Source organism: Desulfovibrio sp. DV (assembly GCF_001936595.1).
Classification (GTDB): domain Bacteria; phylum Desulfobacterota; class Desulfovibrionia; order Desulfovibrionales; family Desulfovibrionaceae; genus Solidesulfovibrio.
In genome coordinates this window covers 15,759-29,906 of the sequence record NZ_MLBG01000054.1, presented here as the reverse complement: position 1 = coordinate 29,906, position 14,148 = coordinate 15,759, and the positions used below count along the sequence as shown (strand labels likewise).

The following is a 14,148-nucleotide window of genomic DNA, read 5'->3' as shown; positions in this document are numbered from 1 at the left end:
GGCCCGATTCCAGAACCCAACTCGCCCTCGGCATCGCAAAGCCGATGCCGGCAGGTTGGAGAAAGAACGACCAGACAGGGCCAGTCCCAAATAAAATCTCCAGCGGACGCCGCGCGTCCCGGGTCTGGCCCCCCACCCCCTGCCTCTCTATCCTGTTGCTCTTGCTCCAACCATTTCGGCCCCGTTTCGGGGCCGTAGCGAGTTGGGTCCGGAATTTGGGCCGATGAGCCTGCCGCGCCAGCGGCGGCATCATCGGCCCAAATTCCGGACCCATCTTGAAAGTCTCCGCCCGCCCCGGCGCTTCCAACCGCCTGCACCATCCGGGGGTCCGGGGGGGTGACCCCCCCGGCGGGTCAAGGGCAGAGCCCTTGCAGGGTCTGGGGCAGCGCCCCAGCAGGGTCCGGGACAGCGTCCCGGCAGGGTCCGGGGCAGCGCCCCGGCAGCACCCAGGCAACACCCCGGCGCTTCAGGGCGTTACGAAGCCCAGGCGGGCGAGTCCGGTTTTGTCGTCTTCAAGGGAGGCGCCGCTGGTGGTCAGGTAATCGCCGACCATGAGTCCGTCGGCTCCGGCGGCCAGGGGGGCGAGGTTGTCGGTGGTCGGGCCGAAGACGGTGGGCCGGCCGCCGCAGATACGGATCTGGCGGTCGGGCAGGAGCAGGCGCAGCAGGATGACGATACGCCGGGCTTCGTCGCGCGACAGGACGGGTTGGCTGGCCAGCCGGGTGCCGGGGATGGGGGAGAGAAAATTCACGGGGATGGAGAAGGCTTCGGCGTCGAGCAGGGTCAGGGCCAGGTCGGCCCGGTCGGCCCAGGATTCGCCGAGGCCGAACAGGCCGCCGGAGCAGGTGGGGATACCGAGGCTGCGGCAGGTATGGAGCACTTCGAGATTGTCGGCGAAGGTGCGGGTGGTGCAGATGTGCGGGTAGAAGGCTTGCGAGGTTTCGAGGTTGTGGTGGTAGGCGGCCATGCCGGCGGTTTTGAGCCGGGCCAGGGCATCGCGGGAGAGGACGCCGAAGGAGGCGTCGGGGGCCATGCCGGTGGCGGCGATGGCTGTGATGGCTGTGGCGGCCAGGGCCAGTTCGGTGTCTGGCAGGGCTTTGCCGGAGGCCACGATGCCGAAGCGGGCCACGCCGGCGGTGTGCATGGCGGCGGCGGCGGCGATGATTTCGGGCGGGGTGAGGAAGGCGTGTTCGGGTGCGGCGGTCTGGTGATGGCCGGACTGGGCGCAAAAGGCGCAGTTCTCGCCGCAGCGGCCGGATTTGGCGCTGATGATGGCGCACAGGGAGACGGAGTTGCCGACCCGGGCGCGGCGCACGGCATCGGCGGCCCGGGCCAGGGCGTCGAGGTCGGGACCGGCGGCACGAGGCAGTTCGGCCAGCAGGCGATCCCGGTCGGTGTCGGATAAAAGGCCCCCGGCGAGCAGGGGGCGGACGATGGCGTCGGCAAAGGCGGAAAAAATCGGCATAGGCGTCCTCGGGGAAGGCCTTAGCCCCGGGGCGCATTTTGGGCAAGGGGCGGGAACCGGGAGGGCCTGGGCGGGCGGGCGCATCTTGCTATTTTCCCATATTTCACACATGAACTGGATGAGCTCTTCCGACCATATTGCGCATGGTTGCGGGGAGACTTAGAGTAATAGACAGCGACGGATTGCAAAAGGAGGCTTTCATGCATCGAAAATCCCTAGGGCTTCTCCTTGGCGGGCTGATTCTGGCCCTTTTCATGGCGGTACCGGCCCTGGCGGCGGACTATGAGGTCCCGGTGGTCAACGGCGAGCATTGGACCAAGTCCTCGCCCCAGGAGCGCAAGTCGTTTTTGATCGGTGCGGCCACCATCATCGAGCTTGAGCAGGAAGTGCAGGGCGACAATCCCCCCAAAAAGACCACGATCCCGGTCTGGTGCAAGGGCCTGAGCGCCTATAATTTCGACGAAATGGTCGCGGCCATCGACAAGTGGTATGCGGCCAATCCGGACAAGCTGGCTCGTCCGGTGGTGGAAGTCATGTGGTATGAGTTGGCCAAGCCCAAGGCCGGCAACCTCTAGCCGAAGGAGGCACCATGAAACGCCTATCCATCGCGGTCTCGGCACTGGCCCTGGTCGGTAGCCTTGGCTGCACGAATATGACCAAAACCCAGCAGGGTGCGCTGTCCGGCGCGGCCCTGGGCGCCGGGGCCGGTGCGGCCATCGGCGCGCTGTCCGGCGGCAATGCCGGCATTGGGGCCGGCATCGGCGGAGCCCTTGGCGGCATCGCCGGCGGCCTGATCGGCAACCAGCAGGAAAAGCGCGGCTACTAGCCGCCCAAACGTCCAGAGGATATGCCAGCCGGCGGCTTCGGTCGCCGGCTTTTTTTTGTGCAGCCATTGAACAGTTGTACAAGCACCTGTGCAACAATTTATGCACCTGACGAACCGTATTCATCTTTCCGGCTGACCATCAAAAAAATTCCCAATAATTCCTGCCTCTGCAAGGATTTTTCAAAGTTTCAAATCTGGCACGAACCCTGCTGTTCATCACGAAACCAGGGCGCGTGGCCACTCGCAGGCCGCGCACCCGCCCTGTCCGCCACAACCGGACCGGGAAGGAGGAGGAACATGCGACAGTGCACGCGACCAGGGTTTTGTATCGGCGGTCTGGCCATCGTGGCCGCGCTCCTTTTTGCGGCCTCACCCGGGCTGCTCGGGGCGGCTGCAGCGGAAAACGAGGCGGACAAGGCCCCGGGACGCCGGCTGGCCAGAAGCGCCACCCAGGCACCGGGCGCACGCTGGACCACGGCGGACCACTCCAAATATGAAGCGCTGCAAAAGGAGTTCACCAAGCCCGAAGAGGTGACCACCGCCTGCCTGTCCTGCCACCAGATGGCTGCCGACCAGATCCAGCATTCCATTCACTGGACCTGGATCTGCCCGGACTGCGGCGACGGCAAGTCCATGGGCAAGTACGGCAAGACCATCAACAATTTCTGCATCGCCGTGCCGTCCAATGAGCCGCGCTGCACCTCATGCCACATCGGCTACGGCTGGAAGGACAAGACGTTCGACTTTTCGGCCAAAAACCACATCGACTGCCTGGCCTGCCACGACACCACCCACACCTACGAGAAGTTCCCGACCAAGGCCGGCTATCCGGTGACCGAGCCGACGCTTTTTCCCGAGGACGGCAAGACGTATCTGCCGCCGGATTACAAGAAGATCGTGGCCAAGGTGGGCCGGCCCGACCGGCTCAACTGCGGGGCCTGCCACTTTTACGGCGGCGGCGGCGACGGCGTGAAGCACGGCGACCTGGACAGTTCCATGGGGATGCCGAAAAAGTCCCTCGACGTGCACATGGACACCGAGGGCCTGAACTTCACCTGCCAGCGCTGCCACACCACCAAGGAGCACCAGATTGCCGGGCGGCTTTATACCTCGCCGGCCGCGCCCGAACGCATCAGCCTCACCGAAGCCGATCTGGCCTCCAAGATCGCCTGCGAATCCTGCCATGGCCAAAAGCCCCACAAGACCGACACCAAGGCCAACGACCACACCGACAAGGTGGCCTGCCAGACCTGCCACATCCCGGAATTTGCCCGGGTGCTGCCCACCAAGATGTCCTGGGACTGGTCAACCGCCGGTAGGATGAACGCCGACGGCAAGCCGTTTAAGAAGGAAGGCCCCTACGGCAAGTCGGTCTACGACACCAAGAAGGGCGATTTCGTCTGGGAAAAGAATGTGGAGCCGGCCTATTACTGGTTTAACGGGGCCATGAGCAACATGCTCGTGACCGACACGGTGGACCCGTCCAAGAGGCTCGCCCTCAATCATCCGGCCGGTTCGCCGGACGATCCCAAGTCCCGGATCATGCCGTTTAAGCGCCACACCGGGAAGCAGCCCTTTGATCCGGCAAACGCCACCCTGGTCATCCCGCACCTGTTTGGCCCCAAGGATTCCGAGGCCTACTGGGCCAACTACGACTGGAAACGGGCCATCGTCTCGGGCATGAAGTACGTGGACCTGCCGTTTTCCGGCGAGGTCGGGTTTGTGGAGACGGAATACTTCTTCCCCATCACCCACATGGTGGCGCCCAAGGACAAGGTCGTGGCCTGCGATCAGTGCCACAGCGTCGAGGGGCGTCTCAAGGGGTTGCCCGGCGTCTATATTCCGGGCCGCGACGTCCATGCCGGCGTGACCATGGTGGGCTGGGGTGCGGTTATCGCCGCGATCCTGGCCGTCGCCGGCCACGGCATCGGGCGCATGGTTTCAAGCGCCAGGAGGAAGGGACAATGAGCAACGACACCAACGGCAAGTTCTATCTCTACACCCGCTACGAGCGGTTCTGGCACTGGCTGCAGGCCGCACTCATCATCGCCCTGGCCGCCACCGGCTTCGAGGTGCACGGCACGTTCAGTCTGCTTGGCTACAAGCGGGCCGTCACCGTCCATTCGGCCCTGGGCGTGACCTGGCTTGTGGCCTTCGCCTTCTTCATCTTCTGGATCGCCACCACCGGCGAGTGGAAGCAGTATGTGCCGACGACGAAGAAAATGTTCGAGGTCGTGCGCTACTACGGCTACGGCATCTTCCTCGGCCAGCCGCACCCCTGCCCCAAGACGCCGGACGCCAAGCACAATCCGCTCCAACGCCTGACCTATTTGGCCCTGGCCGCCGCGCTGCTGCCGTTTATGATGGTCACGGGGCTGCTCTACTACCTCTACAACGACTGGTCCGCCCTGGGCCTTGGCGGGCTTGGCCTTTCGACCGTGGCCCTGGCCCATCTGATCGGCGCATTTGCCATCCTGGCCTTTCTGGTGGTGCATGTTTACATGACCACCACCGGGCACACGCCGCTGGCCCACATCAAGGCCATGTGCACGGGTTGGGAAGACGTCCAGGCCGAGAAGCCTGAAGATTGGGAGAAGCGGACCGCCTAGCCGCACCACCTGCCGCCGCCCCGGGAGCCGAAGCTGCCGGGGCGGCCCTTTCCCCCGCGTCAAAACCGGCTCCCGGTCTGGACATTGTCCGGCACGCAGGCCACACTGGACCTGTCCCTTTGGCCCAGGAGCCAGGGACGGACCAAGGAGCCGTGCGTATGAAAAACCTGTTTCTCACCCAGGCCCTCTACAACCGCTGGGCCAACGCCCGCCTCGCCGCCGAACTGGACAAGCTGACCAACGAGCAGCTCACGGCGGCCTCGGCCGTCAATTTCGGGTCCATTCTGGCCATCGCCAACCATCTCGTGCTGGCCGACCGGCTGTGGCTGGTCCGGTTCACCGGCCAGGGGACGCCTGTCCCGTCCGTGGACGCCGTGCCCTATACGACCCTGCCTGCACTGGCCGCCGCCCGGATTGTCGAAGAGGAGCAGACCATCGCCTTTATCCGCGCCCTCGATCCGGCCAGCCTGGGCGACACCCTGGCCTACACCACCACCGACGGCACGCCCATGGCCCTGCCGCTTGGCCTGTGCATCGGCCACTTTTTCAACCACCAGACCCATCACCGGGGCCAGATGCACGGCCTGCTCGGCGCGTGCGGCATCAAGGCGGCGGATATCGATTTACTCGGCTTTGAACGCGAAACCGGGGCCTACGCCACATTACTGTGAGGCTTCGAAGGGGCTCAACCAATCGCCTTGTTCCCGTTTCCAAATTTCAATCCCGCGTCAATGGTAAGCCCCATCCCGACGCTGCCAAATCGATTCCCGGCAACAAGACGCGCCGCAGGAACCGCATGTTTGCACGCGTTTGCTATGAGCGGAATGGCTGTACTGCCGCCGGTCATGAAAAGCGTCTGCACGCTTGCAGCAGCAATCCCGGCCTGCTTGAGGCATTCGTGAATTTTCGAAACAATTCTCTCTTTTTCCTTTTCAATATCGCCCTCGAAGATTCTTCGAGAAACCGAGGTCACAAGCCCCGTCTCCACGTAGTGTAAGGCTACTGCCGCAGTATCCTGTTCCGAAAGAATGATTTTCGCTGTTTCAACGTCGCCTGCCAGACGATGTCCTTCCTGTTTCTGGATAATCCTGACCAGCCGTTCCGCCAGATCCTGCCGCTCGGCATGATAGTGAATATTTTTTACACTTTGCAAGGCCCGGTTGTTATACAGAAAAACGATCTTGTGCCATGTCGCCAGTTCGCGATAATAGGTTGCTGGCAAATCCAATATGGCATCACCGGGAAAGAGACTTCTTGTCCGCGTCTTGTAGCCAAAAAGCGGCATTATCTGCTCAAGACTGAGCTTCAAGTCCAAATCGGTTCCGCCGACATGCACGCCGGCGTTGGCAAGGATATCCTGCTTCCTGTCGAGCTTTCCCCTGCTGTCCGGCGAAACCCGAACGACAGAAAAATCAGACGTTCCGCCGCCTATATCGACAATCAAGGCAAGCTCTTCCTGCTTTACCGATTGTTCATAATCCAGGGCCGCGGCGATTGGTTCATACTGGAAAATGATATTTTGAAATCCTGCTCTTCTTGCAATTTCTTCAAGATGGGCTTGGGCAAGAATGTCAGCCTGTTCATCGGCGTCGACGAACCAGACAGGCCGCCCCATGACGACACTTTCGACAGCATGGCCTGCGGCGTTTTCGGCCTTCTTTTTCAGGTGCGCTATAAAATCAATGATTATCTCTTTAAACAAGATATTCTTGTATCCCACCTCTGTTGACTCATTGATCAACGAACTCCCAAGGATGCTCTTGAGGGATCGCAAAAATCGTCCCTCGCAACCGCTCACGTAAAATTCTATAGCTTCGTTGCCAAACAACACTGCATTCTCTTCAGTGTCATAAAATATGGCGCTTGGAATTGTTTGTCGTTTGTCTTCCAATTCGACAAGGCAAGGGATGCCGTTTTTAATAAAACCGACAGCAGAATTCGATGTCCCAAAGTCAATGCCAAGAGCCGACGACATAAGTTCTCCGTATTCGTATCGCACCAACTGTCTGACCAAAGACCGGAACAGCGCTCAAAAAAGAACATTCCGTTGACGACCCGCCCACGGCATCTTTCAAGTCTTTGGTATTTCATACTATTTCAGAGCATCAAGCAACACCCGGGGCGTGTCGGGCTGGTGTTCACCCAACGCTCCGCTCCCACGCAGAAAACGAGGGGGGCAACTACTGCTCCGAACGCTTCCCGAAATCAACCCTTGATTTTCCATCCCTCAGATTTGCCCGGACCAGATGCATTGCTGCCTGTCGGCTTGTTGCCGGCCAAAGGGGCTTCACTGCCCTTCCCGCTACCCGGCTGGCCTTTCTCCCCGGCCGCCGGCTCGTTTTTTCCTGCGCACATTTCGCCCGCCGGCTTGGCAACGCGCTGGTCAAACCAAACTCCCCCCAGGTGGGATTCCAAAGGGCTCAGCCCTTTGGCCGCCGGAGGCCTCTTCTCTTTTCTTCCCTTCATTCACTCACCCTCCCCCCATTGCCGCCTCTGTCGCCGCATCGACGTGCAATCGACGCCGGGGCGTTTCATCCGGTGCGTCGGGACGCGGTATCCCTCGCCCATGCTTGGTTTGTTTCTCAAGGGTGCGACCATAGGCGCGGTCATTGCCATGCCGTTTGGAGCGGTTGGGATGCTGTGTCTGGGCCGGGCCATGTCCCGGGGGCTGCGGGTGGGCCTGCTCTCGGGCATGGGCGCGGCGGCGGCCGACGCCTTTTATGGGGCGGTGGCGGCCTTCGGGCTCACGTTTGTGTCGGATTTTCTGGCGAAGCACGCTGCCGTGCTCCAGGGCGTCGGGGGACTTTTCCTGCTGGCCATGGGGTTGCGCCTGCTGCTGACCAAGCCGCCGGGCCAGTCCCGGCCGGACCGCGAGGGCGGGTATGCCGGGGCCTTTGCCTCAGCCTTTTTGCTGGCGCTGACCAATCCCATGACTGTGGTGGCTTTTTTGGCCATCTTTGCCGGGTTCGGCCTGGGGCAGCCCGAGGCCCGGGCCGGGGATGCGGCGGCTGTGGTGGCCGGAATCTTTGGCGGATCCATGGTCTGGTGGGCGGCCATCGCTCTTGGCGGCAAGCTGCTGCGCTACCGGCTGTTAACGCGCCTGCGCACCATACGCCGCATCTTCGGGGCGCTGATACTGGCCTTTGGGCTGTGGGCGCTGTGGAGCGCCGGGATGGGGACGGACCTAGCGGCCGGACGGGCAGTCGATGCCGCCGTCGGCGCGGCAGGCTTCCTGGCGAAAGGCGCTTAAGCGCTCGGAAATGATCTTGAGGCCGGTGAAGGGAAACTTGGCCATGGCGTCCTTGTAGGGCTGCGGATCGGCCAGGAGATGGGTGAGTTTTTCCCGGATGCCGTCGGCGCAGAGTTCGTCCCAGGGCAGAAATTCGATCAACCCCTGGCGGCTTAGGACCTCGGCCCGGATGCGCTGCTCCAGGCGGGGGACTTCCCGGGGCACGACCAGGGAGGGTTTGCCCTGGGAGAGGATTTCGCAGGTGGTGTTGTAGCCGCCCATGGTCACGATGGCGTCGGCCAGCCCCATGAGCGTCTCCATGCGCCGGTAGAAATGGTAGAACCGGGCCTTGACCCTGGCGGCGCGCTTGGCCACCAGTTCGCGCTCGGGCCGGGGCATGAACGGGCCGGTGACGAAGATGACCCGGTGCTCCGGGCCGCCCCCCTCCTCCAACATGCGCAGATAGGCGTCCATGAGCGGATAGCCGTCGCCGCCGCCGCCGGTGGTCACCAGCACGAGCTTTTCGGCCAGCCCCAGGCGTTCCTCGCGCCGGATGGGGGTCATGGCCTGGGGAGCCGGCACCCGGCGCGGGATGTAGCCGGTAAAGACCATTTTGCGGCTGATATTGTCCGGGATCTCATATTCGGCCACCGGGTCGTAGAGTTCCTGGTTTCCGTAGACCCAGATCTCGGAATAGTACTGGTCAAGGACCTCGTAGACGCCCTTTTCCCGCCATTCCCGGATGGTGGAAGCGGCGTCGTCCATGATGTCGCGAAGCCCGAGGATGGTGCGGGTGCGCGGCTGGCGGCGCTTGAGCCATTTGAGCGTCGGGATCACCTCGCGGCGAAGGCCCATGGGAGCCTTGTCCACGATGAAAAGATGGGGCTGGAAGGCCTTGGCCGTGGCTACGATGATGTTGCGGCGGATATTCAAGGCATGGCGGGCGTTGATCTTGATGGAAAGGGGCAGGTATTCCTCATTGGTCTTCTTGATCATGCCCGGAATGCGCACGTAGTCGATGCCTTCGGGAATCTCGTAGCGGCCGGCCAGGGGCGAGCCGGTGAGGATCAGGATGTTGACTCCCCGATGGCGCAGATGCTCGGCAATGGCCATGGTGCGGCGCAAGTGTCCCAGACCGTAGGTGTCGTGGGAGTACATCAGGATATTGAAGGTGGAGGGGGCTGCCATGGGCTCAGGGAACGTCGATGCCGAGTTTGCGGTACTCGTTTAGCTTGTTGCGCAGGGTGCGCACGGAAATGCCCAGGAGTTGGGCGGCCTGGGTGCGGTTGCCCTCGGTGCGGTCCAGGCTCTTGATGATCATGTGGCGTTCCATGACGTCGAGCGGCACCACCTCGCCGGACGCGCTGCCGGGCATCTCGTCGAGGTTGCGGGCGGCGGCGGCCATGTCGAAAGGATCGTCGGCAGCGCCGGCAGCCACACCGGCCGCAGGAGCACTCTCGACTGCCACGCCTGGAGCCTCGCCCTCTTCGCCGGGTCCGGTCATGGGATCATAGGCGGCATCGCCGCCTTCGCCGGGCCAGACGTCGGGATCGAGCAGGAAATGGGCCTTGCGGATGGGACCGGCTCCGGCCAGGAGCACGGCGCGTTCCATGAGATTTTGCAGCTCGCGCACGTTGCCGGGCCAGTCATAGGCCATGAGCCATTCCTTGGCGTCGGTGGAAAAGGCCAGGGTGGGCAGGCCGTAGGCCTTGCGAAATTTCTCCACGAAAAACTGGGCCAGCCTCGGGATGTCGGCCCCGCGCTCGCGCAGGGGCGGTAGCTTGAGCGGGATGACGTTTAAGCGGTAGAACAAATCCTGGCGAAACTTGCCCTCGGCCACGGCTTCGTCCATGCGCCGGTTGGTGGTGGCCAGGACGCGCACGTCCACATGCACGGTTTCCGTGCCGCCCACCCGGTCAAACTCGCTCTCCTGGAGCACGCGCAGGAGCTTGGCCTGCAGGCCCAGGTCCATCTCGGAAATTTCGTCGAGCAGGATGGTGCCGCCGCTGGCCATCTCGAACTTGCCGAGCTTGCGGGCAATGGCCCCGGTAAAGGAGCCTTTTTCATGGCCGAAAAGCTCGGATTCGAGCAGATGTTCGGGCAGGGCGGCGCAGTTGATGGCCACAAAGGGGCCTTCGGCCCGGTCGGAAGAGGCATGGAGATAGCGGGCGAACATCTCCTTACCGGTGCCGGATTCGCCGGAAATGAGCACGGTCGCCTTGGACTTGGCCACCTGCCGGGCCAGGGCCAGGACGCGGCGGATGGCCGGGTGTTCGCCCACCACGGCAAACCCTTTGCCCGAGGTGGCCGGCGGGGCGGCGTGCCGGGTCGCCGAGGCGACCGGTTCGACCCTGGCCGGGGCGTCATCCGGCAGCATGGCCAGTATTTTTTCCCAGGTGAGCGGTTCGAGCCAGTAGTCCCGGGCTCCGAGCTCCAGACAGCGGGCGGCTTCGTTGGCCGTGCCCCGGTCGGTGAAGACGATGACGGGCGGAAACGGGGCGAAATTGTGCGCTTCGGCCAGCAGGCTTTCGGCGGTATAGACACCCATCTTGGCCTGGGAAAAAATGATACAGGGCGGAGACTTACGGATGGCGGACAGGGCTGTGGCCAGGGAGTCGGCGATACCGGCGGCTACCCCGGCTTCCTTGAAGAAGGGGAAAAATTGGGTCACCGCCTGGGCCGGGGCGACAAAAAGTATTGTCTTTTCCGCCATCGCCGAGGTTCTAGCCCGAAGGCCAACGGGTTTCAACCGGTTGGACGCGGTTTCTCCCCAATCGTTGCAAATTCCCTGCCCGGTTGCCGGCATCAGACCAGGCCGCACTGACGCAAAAGCCCGGTGAGCACCTTGTCGCTGTCGAAATAGTCTTCGGCAATGGCCCGGGCTGCGTCCCCGGCCCGCTGCGGCTCGGCTTCCACCCGGCGCAGGGCGTCGACGGCGGCGTCTGCTCCCTCGAAGGGGAAAAGGCCCTGGCCGGTCGGCAGATAGGTGCCAAAACCGGTGTCTTCCACCACGGCCGGCCGGCCGGCGGCCAGGAAGGTGGCAGTGCGGTCGGAAAACCAGCCGCTTTTCAGGATCACGTTCTGGTCCTTGGCAATGGTGAACTCGCCCCGGGAGCCGCGAATATAGTCGCGGTAGGCCACGGGATCGCGGGAAACCTCGAGTGCGTCGCGCACTTCCCAGCCGGCAGCCCGGTAGCGTTCGGCGTTTTCCTTCATGCCGCTCATGGCCAGGCCAAGCGGCAGGCCGGGAAGCCGGGCGGGCAGATCGAGGATGGCTTCGTATTTGACGTTTTTGCGCCAGGAGAGCTTTTTGCCGTCCACCTCCACATCCCGGTCCTTGGCTTCCCAGGTGCCGATGGTGGTGTAGTTCGTGCCGCGCCCCTGGCCGCGCGGCCAGAAATCGAGCACCACCGGCGGCAAAAGCGGCTTCCAGTCGATGTCGGACAGCGGCACGCCGGTCTGGCCGGACGGCAGGTTGCAGCCGTAGGTGAAACAGGTCTGGTGGGCGGCGAAGTAGTCATGATTCCAGGCGTTGCCGGCCACCTTGACCTGGGTGAAGACAGGGTCGGTGTCGATGACGGCCCGCACCGGGATCTGCAAGTATTCCTCACGCAGGGGAATGACGCCCGAGACATTGAGGAAGAAATCGGCCGCAGCCAGATGGCGGTCGAGGGTGTCCCGGTCCATACCGTAGACGCGGTCCTCAAGCTGGCTGACGTAGGCCCAGCGTCCGGCCAGGCCGTGGTCGGCAAAAAGCCGGTCCACGATGGCCCGGCCCGGGCCGGAGTCGCTGCCGGCGTAGCCAAGGACAGGGTCAAAGGGATAGGCCCAGTCCGAGGTGTCTTCCAAAAAGACGACCTCGTGGCCCAGCCGGGCCAGGCCGGCGGCGAAATGGAGCATCATCCACACCTGCCCGCCGAGAGGGAAGCCTACGGCAAAACCGGCCACAATGATGCGAAGCGGTCGTTTCATGTATCCCTCGGGGCCAGCCGGGACTGCGCCCGGCCGCAGCCGCTGCGCCGCGCCTTGCAGCCGGGCGGTTGATCAGATGCCGGGCTTGCCTTTGCCTTCGACCCAGATTTTGACACCCTTGTCGATGGTGACCACGGGCACGGCCTTTTTCTTCAGGAAATCGGCGAGCTGCCCGAGTTTGGCAGCATCCCAGGGTTCCCAGCCAAGGTCCGAACCGATGCCGTGCAGGCAGAAAATCACCCAGCCGTTCTCGCGGATGGCGTGTTCCTTGACCAGTCCGATGATGGCTTCGGCCGTATCGTTGGTATGGACCACAAAGCGCTTGAGCCAGTAACGGTCGGTCGATCCCTTGCGGTTGAACGTGTCGCCGCCGTTGGCCACCTGGGAATAAAAGCGCTTGGAGAGTTCGCTCATCTCCGGGGTCCAGTAATTGTGCGGGGTGATGTAGGTGGAGACGTTGAAACCGAGGTCGGAGAGTTCCTGTTTGGAGGCCTGCATCTCGCGTTCGTAGGAGATGGCCACGATCTGCTGCTTTTCCGCACTGGCGGGATCGAAGGGATGGACCAGAACCTCGCCGATCAGTTCGTCGAAATAATAGCTGCCGGGCTCCTCGCGCACGCTCTTGCCACTGGCCCGCTCGCGCAGCACCTTGCCGTTTTCCATCAGTCCGGACAGCTCTTCGTATTTGTATTTGGCCTCAAAAAGCGGACGCTGGCCGGCCACGGGCTTGAGCAGGAGGCATTTCTCCTCGGCCACGAACTTGGGGATGTCGATGGGCCGCTTGTGGGTCAGGCTGTGGGAAGCGATTTCCCATCCGGCCATCTCAAGCTCGTGCAGGTCTTTTTCCTTCATGAAGTCAGGGTCGCCGGAATCCACCCGATCGGCAATGATGCCCACGGTGGCGACCAGACCATAGCGGGTCAGGACGGGAAAGGCGTATTCATAGACGCTGGACAATCCGTCGTCGAAGACCAGGCTGACCATGCCCGCGAGACACACTTTCCCCATGGCTGCGCTGCCGGCCAAAAGGACTGCGGCCAGGAGCAGGGCACGAGAGAGAACACGAATTCCACGAATTTTTTCCATGGGTTGTCCGCAGGGCAATGCTGCCGCTTGAGGTTGGGGCAAAGAAAAACATACAATAATAATGCCAAAAGTCAATGTCTGCTGCTGGCAGGGACAGGCAAAAAGCAGGGCCGCCGAGGGCGGCCCTTGGGATGGTGCAGGACAACAACACAACCGTAAGGAGGGATATACCCGGCAGCCACAGCAGTTTTGATCCATGGCTTCCGGCACAATGAAGAATAAGCACGGTCGGCCCGGCGGCAAGTCCCCTTGACGGGTGCATTGACGACCGATCAAAAAGTGGTATGTGGCGCTTGCCGCCGGGAGATGTTTTTGCCGGGCGGCCATTCACGGAGACGCCATGTCCAAACGCCACGCCGCTTCATGTTTTTTGTGCCTGCTGCTCACCCTGGCCGCAGCCGCCCAGGCCCAGGGCGCTTCCAAGCATTTCCGCACATCGTATGAGCATTTCAACGCCTATGCCGCCAAAGCCGCCGACCTGTACTTCAAGACCGAGGTGGCAAGCGAAAAAAACATCCTGTCCCACCTGACCGCCGTGTGCGCCATCTACGCCGAAAAAGCCCGGGGGCTGGTCCACATGACCGATGTGGCCGAGCATATGGTGGCCAAACGCGACAAGACCTTTGCCCTGGGGAGCCTGCGCGATCTCAAGGACGTCACCCTGGCCGGGCTGCCCCAGGACATAAAGCTTCTGACCGAACTGGTGGAAGGCCAGGAAAACCAAGCTCTGTTCCAGCTTGGCACCCAGGTCATAAACGAACTGCGGGTCTTTGAGCGCAACACCGAAAACCTCTAGCCCTCCGCCTGTCCGGCCGCCCAAACCGCATCGCACCCCAATCTTTTGCTTCTCTTACGGTTTTCCAAGGGGATCAGTTCCTGTCGTTGCGCCCCTCACCGACCTGACGCCCCTTTTTTAACAACCTCCCCCTTTGCAGGGGTCCGGGGGGATCATCCCCCCGGC

At 62.6% G+C, this 14,148-nt stretch carries 13 protein-coding genes; 7 read left to right on the top strand and 6 right to left on the bottom strand.

Annotation, left to right across the window (positions count from 1 at the left end; translation table 11 throughout):
* Window positions 1–466: 466 nt before the first annotated feature.
* Window positions 467–1,465: a biotin synthase BioB gene (gene bioB / locus DVDV_RS12810; protein WP_075355044.1), complete on the bottom strand. Its 999-nt coding sequence runs from the start codon at window positions 1,463–1,465 to the stop codon at window positions 467–469.
* A gap of 200 nt (window positions 1,466–1,665) precedes the next feature.
* On the opposite strand from bioB, the gene DVDV_RS12805 reads away from it, so the two are divergent.
* The 5 genes from DVDV_RS12805 (at window position 1,666) to DVDV_RS12785 (ending at window position 5,571) form a co-directional block, all read left to right on the top strand.
* Window positions 1,666–2,040, top strand: coding sequence for a hypothetical protein (locus tag DVDV_RS12805; protein WP_075355043.1), 375 nt, complete (start codon window positions 1,666–1,668; stop codon window positions 2,038–2,040).
* A 14-nt stretch (window positions 2,041–2,054) separates the two neighbouring features.
* Entirely contained in the window at window positions 2,055–2,291 is a 237-nt protein-coding gene (locus DVDV_RS12800) for a glycine zipper domain-containing protein (protein WP_075355042.1), read from the top strand.
* Between the two features lie 297 nt (window positions 2,292–2,588).
* Window positions 2,589–4,259, top strand: coding sequence for a tetrathionate reductase family octaheme c-type cytochrome (locus tag DVDV_RS12795; protein WP_075355041.1), 1,671 nt, complete (start codon window positions 2,589–2,591; stop codon window positions 4,257–4,259).
* Complete coding sequence (locus tag DVDV_RS12790; RefSeq protein ID WP_075355040.1) at window positions 4,256–4,900, top strand: cytochrome b/b6 domain-containing protein; 645 nt, start codon at window positions 4,256–4,258, stop codon at window positions 4,898–4,900. Before DVDV_RS12795 ends, DVDV_RS12790 begins: the two co-directional genes overlap by 4 nt.
* 158 nt (window positions 4,901–5,058) lie before the next feature.
* Window positions 5,059–5,571, top strand: coding sequence for a DinB family protein (locus DVDV_RS12785; RefSeq protein ID WP_075355039.1), 513 nt, complete (start codon window positions 5,059–5,061; stop codon window positions 5,569–5,571).
* A 14-nt stretch (window positions 5,572–5,585) separates the two neighbouring features.
* Here DVDV_RS12785 and DVDV_RS12780 read toward each other — a convergent pair whose 3' ends face one another.
* Window positions 5,586–6,875, bottom strand: coding sequence for an Hsp70 family protein (locus DVDV_RS12780; RefSeq protein ID WP_075355038.1), 1,290 nt, complete (start codon window positions 6,873–6,875; stop codon window positions 5,586–5,588).
* 591 nt (window positions 6,876–7,466) lie between these two features.
* Here DVDV_RS12780 and DVDV_RS12775 point away from each other — a divergent pair.
* Complete coding sequence (locus tag DVDV_RS12775) at window positions 7,467–8,150, top strand: LysE family translocator (protein ID WP_075355037.1); 684 nt, start codon at window positions 7,467–7,469, stop codon at window positions 8,148–8,150.
* Here the strand turns inward: DVDV_RS12775 and DVDV_RS12770 are convergent.
* The 4 genes from DVDV_RS12770 to DVDV_RS12755 form a co-directional block, all read right to left on the bottom strand.
* Window positions 8,085–9,317, bottom strand: a complete 1,233-nt coding sequence (locus DVDV_RS12770; protein ID WP_075355036.1) for a glycosyltransferase family protein — start codon at window positions 9,315–9,317, stop codon at window positions 8,085–8,087. The two genes, DVDV_RS12775 and DVDV_RS12770, sit on opposite strands and share 66 nt — an antisense overlap.
* Before the next feature lie 4 nt (window positions 9,318–9,321).
* Window positions 9,322–10,842 (bottom strand): sigma-54 dependent transcriptional regulator, encoded by a 1,521-nt coding sequence (locus DVDV_RS12765; RefSeq protein ID WP_075355035.1) that lies wholly within the window; start codon window positions 10,840–10,842, stop codon window positions 9,322–9,324.
* Window positions 10,843–10,934: 92 nt separating this feature from the next.
* Window positions 10,935–12,101, bottom strand: coding sequence for a glycosyltransferase (locus DVDV_RS12760; protein WP_075355034.1), 1,167 nt, complete (start codon window positions 12,099–12,101; stop codon window positions 10,935–10,937).
* 72 nt (window positions 12,102–12,173) lie between these two features.
* The gene (locus DVDV_RS12755) at window positions 12,174–13,187 is read right to left on the bottom strand and encodes a polysaccharide deacetylase family protein (protein WP_075355033.1); all 1,014 of its coding nucleotides are present in this window, start codon (window positions 13,185–13,187) and stop codon (window positions 12,174–12,176) included.
* 340 nt (window positions 13,188–13,527) lie between these two features.
* Between DVDV_RS12755 and DVDV_RS12750 the strand changes: the two genes are divergently transcribed.
* Complete coding sequence (locus DVDV_RS12750) at window positions 13,528–13,983, top strand: hypothetical protein (protein ID WP_075355032.1); 456 nt, start codon at window positions 13,528–13,530, stop codon at window positions 13,981–13,983.
* Window positions 13,984–14,148 lie beyond the last annotated feature (165 nt).

Bases quoted from the DNA above. Each gene is read 5' to 3' on its own strand.
- bioB (WP_075355044.1), bottom strand. From the start codon at position 1,465: ATGCCGATTTTTTCCGCCTTTGCCGACGCCATCGTCCGCCCCCTGCTC.
- DVDV_RS12805 (WP_075355043.1), top strand. From the start codon at position 1,666: ATGCATCGAAAATCCCTAGGGCTTCTCCTTGGCGGGCTGATTCTGGCC.
- DVDV_RS12800 (WP_075355042.1), top strand. From the start codon at position 2,055: ATGAAACGCCTATCCATCGCGGTCTCGGCACTGGCCCTGGTCGGTAGC.
- DVDV_RS12795 (WP_075355041.1), top strand. From the start codon at position 2,589: ATGCGACAGTGCACGCGACCAGGGTTTTGTATCGGCGGTCTGGCCATC.
- DVDV_RS12790 (WP_075355040.1), top strand. From the start codon at position 4,256: ATGAGCAACGACACCAACGGCAAGTTCTATCTCTACACCCGCTACGAG.
- DVDV_RS12785 (WP_075355039.1), top strand. From the start codon at position 5,059: ATGAAAAACCTGTTTCTCACCCAGGCCCTCTACAACCGCTGGGCCAAC.
- DVDV_RS12780 (WP_075355038.1), bottom strand. From the start codon at position 6,875: ATGTCGTCGGCTCTTGGCATTGACTTTGGGACATCGAATTCTGCTGTC.
- DVDV_RS12775 (WP_075355037.1), top strand. From the start codon at position 7,467: ATGCTTGGTTTGTTTCTCAAGGGTGCGACCATAGGCGCGGTCATTGCC.
- DVDV_RS12770 (WP_075355036.1), bottom strand. From the start codon at position 9,317: ATGGCAGCCCCCTCCACCTTCAATATCCTGATGTACTCCCACGACACC.
- DVDV_RS12765 (WP_075355035.1), bottom strand. From the start codon at position 10,842: ATGGCGGAAAAGACAATACTTTTTGTCGCCCCGGCCCAGGCGGTGACC.
- DVDV_RS12760 (WP_075355034.1), bottom strand. From the start codon at position 12,101: ATGAAACGACCGCTTCGCATCATTGTGGCCGGTTTTGCCGTAGGCTTC.
- DVDV_RS12755 (WP_075355033.1), bottom strand. From the start codon at position 13,187: ATGGAAAAAATTCGTGGAATTCGTGTTCTCTCTCGTGCCCTGCTCCTG.
- DVDV_RS12750 (WP_075355032.1), top strand. From the start codon at position 13,528: ATGTCCAAACGCCACGCCGCTTCATGTTTTTTGTGCCTGCTGCTCACC.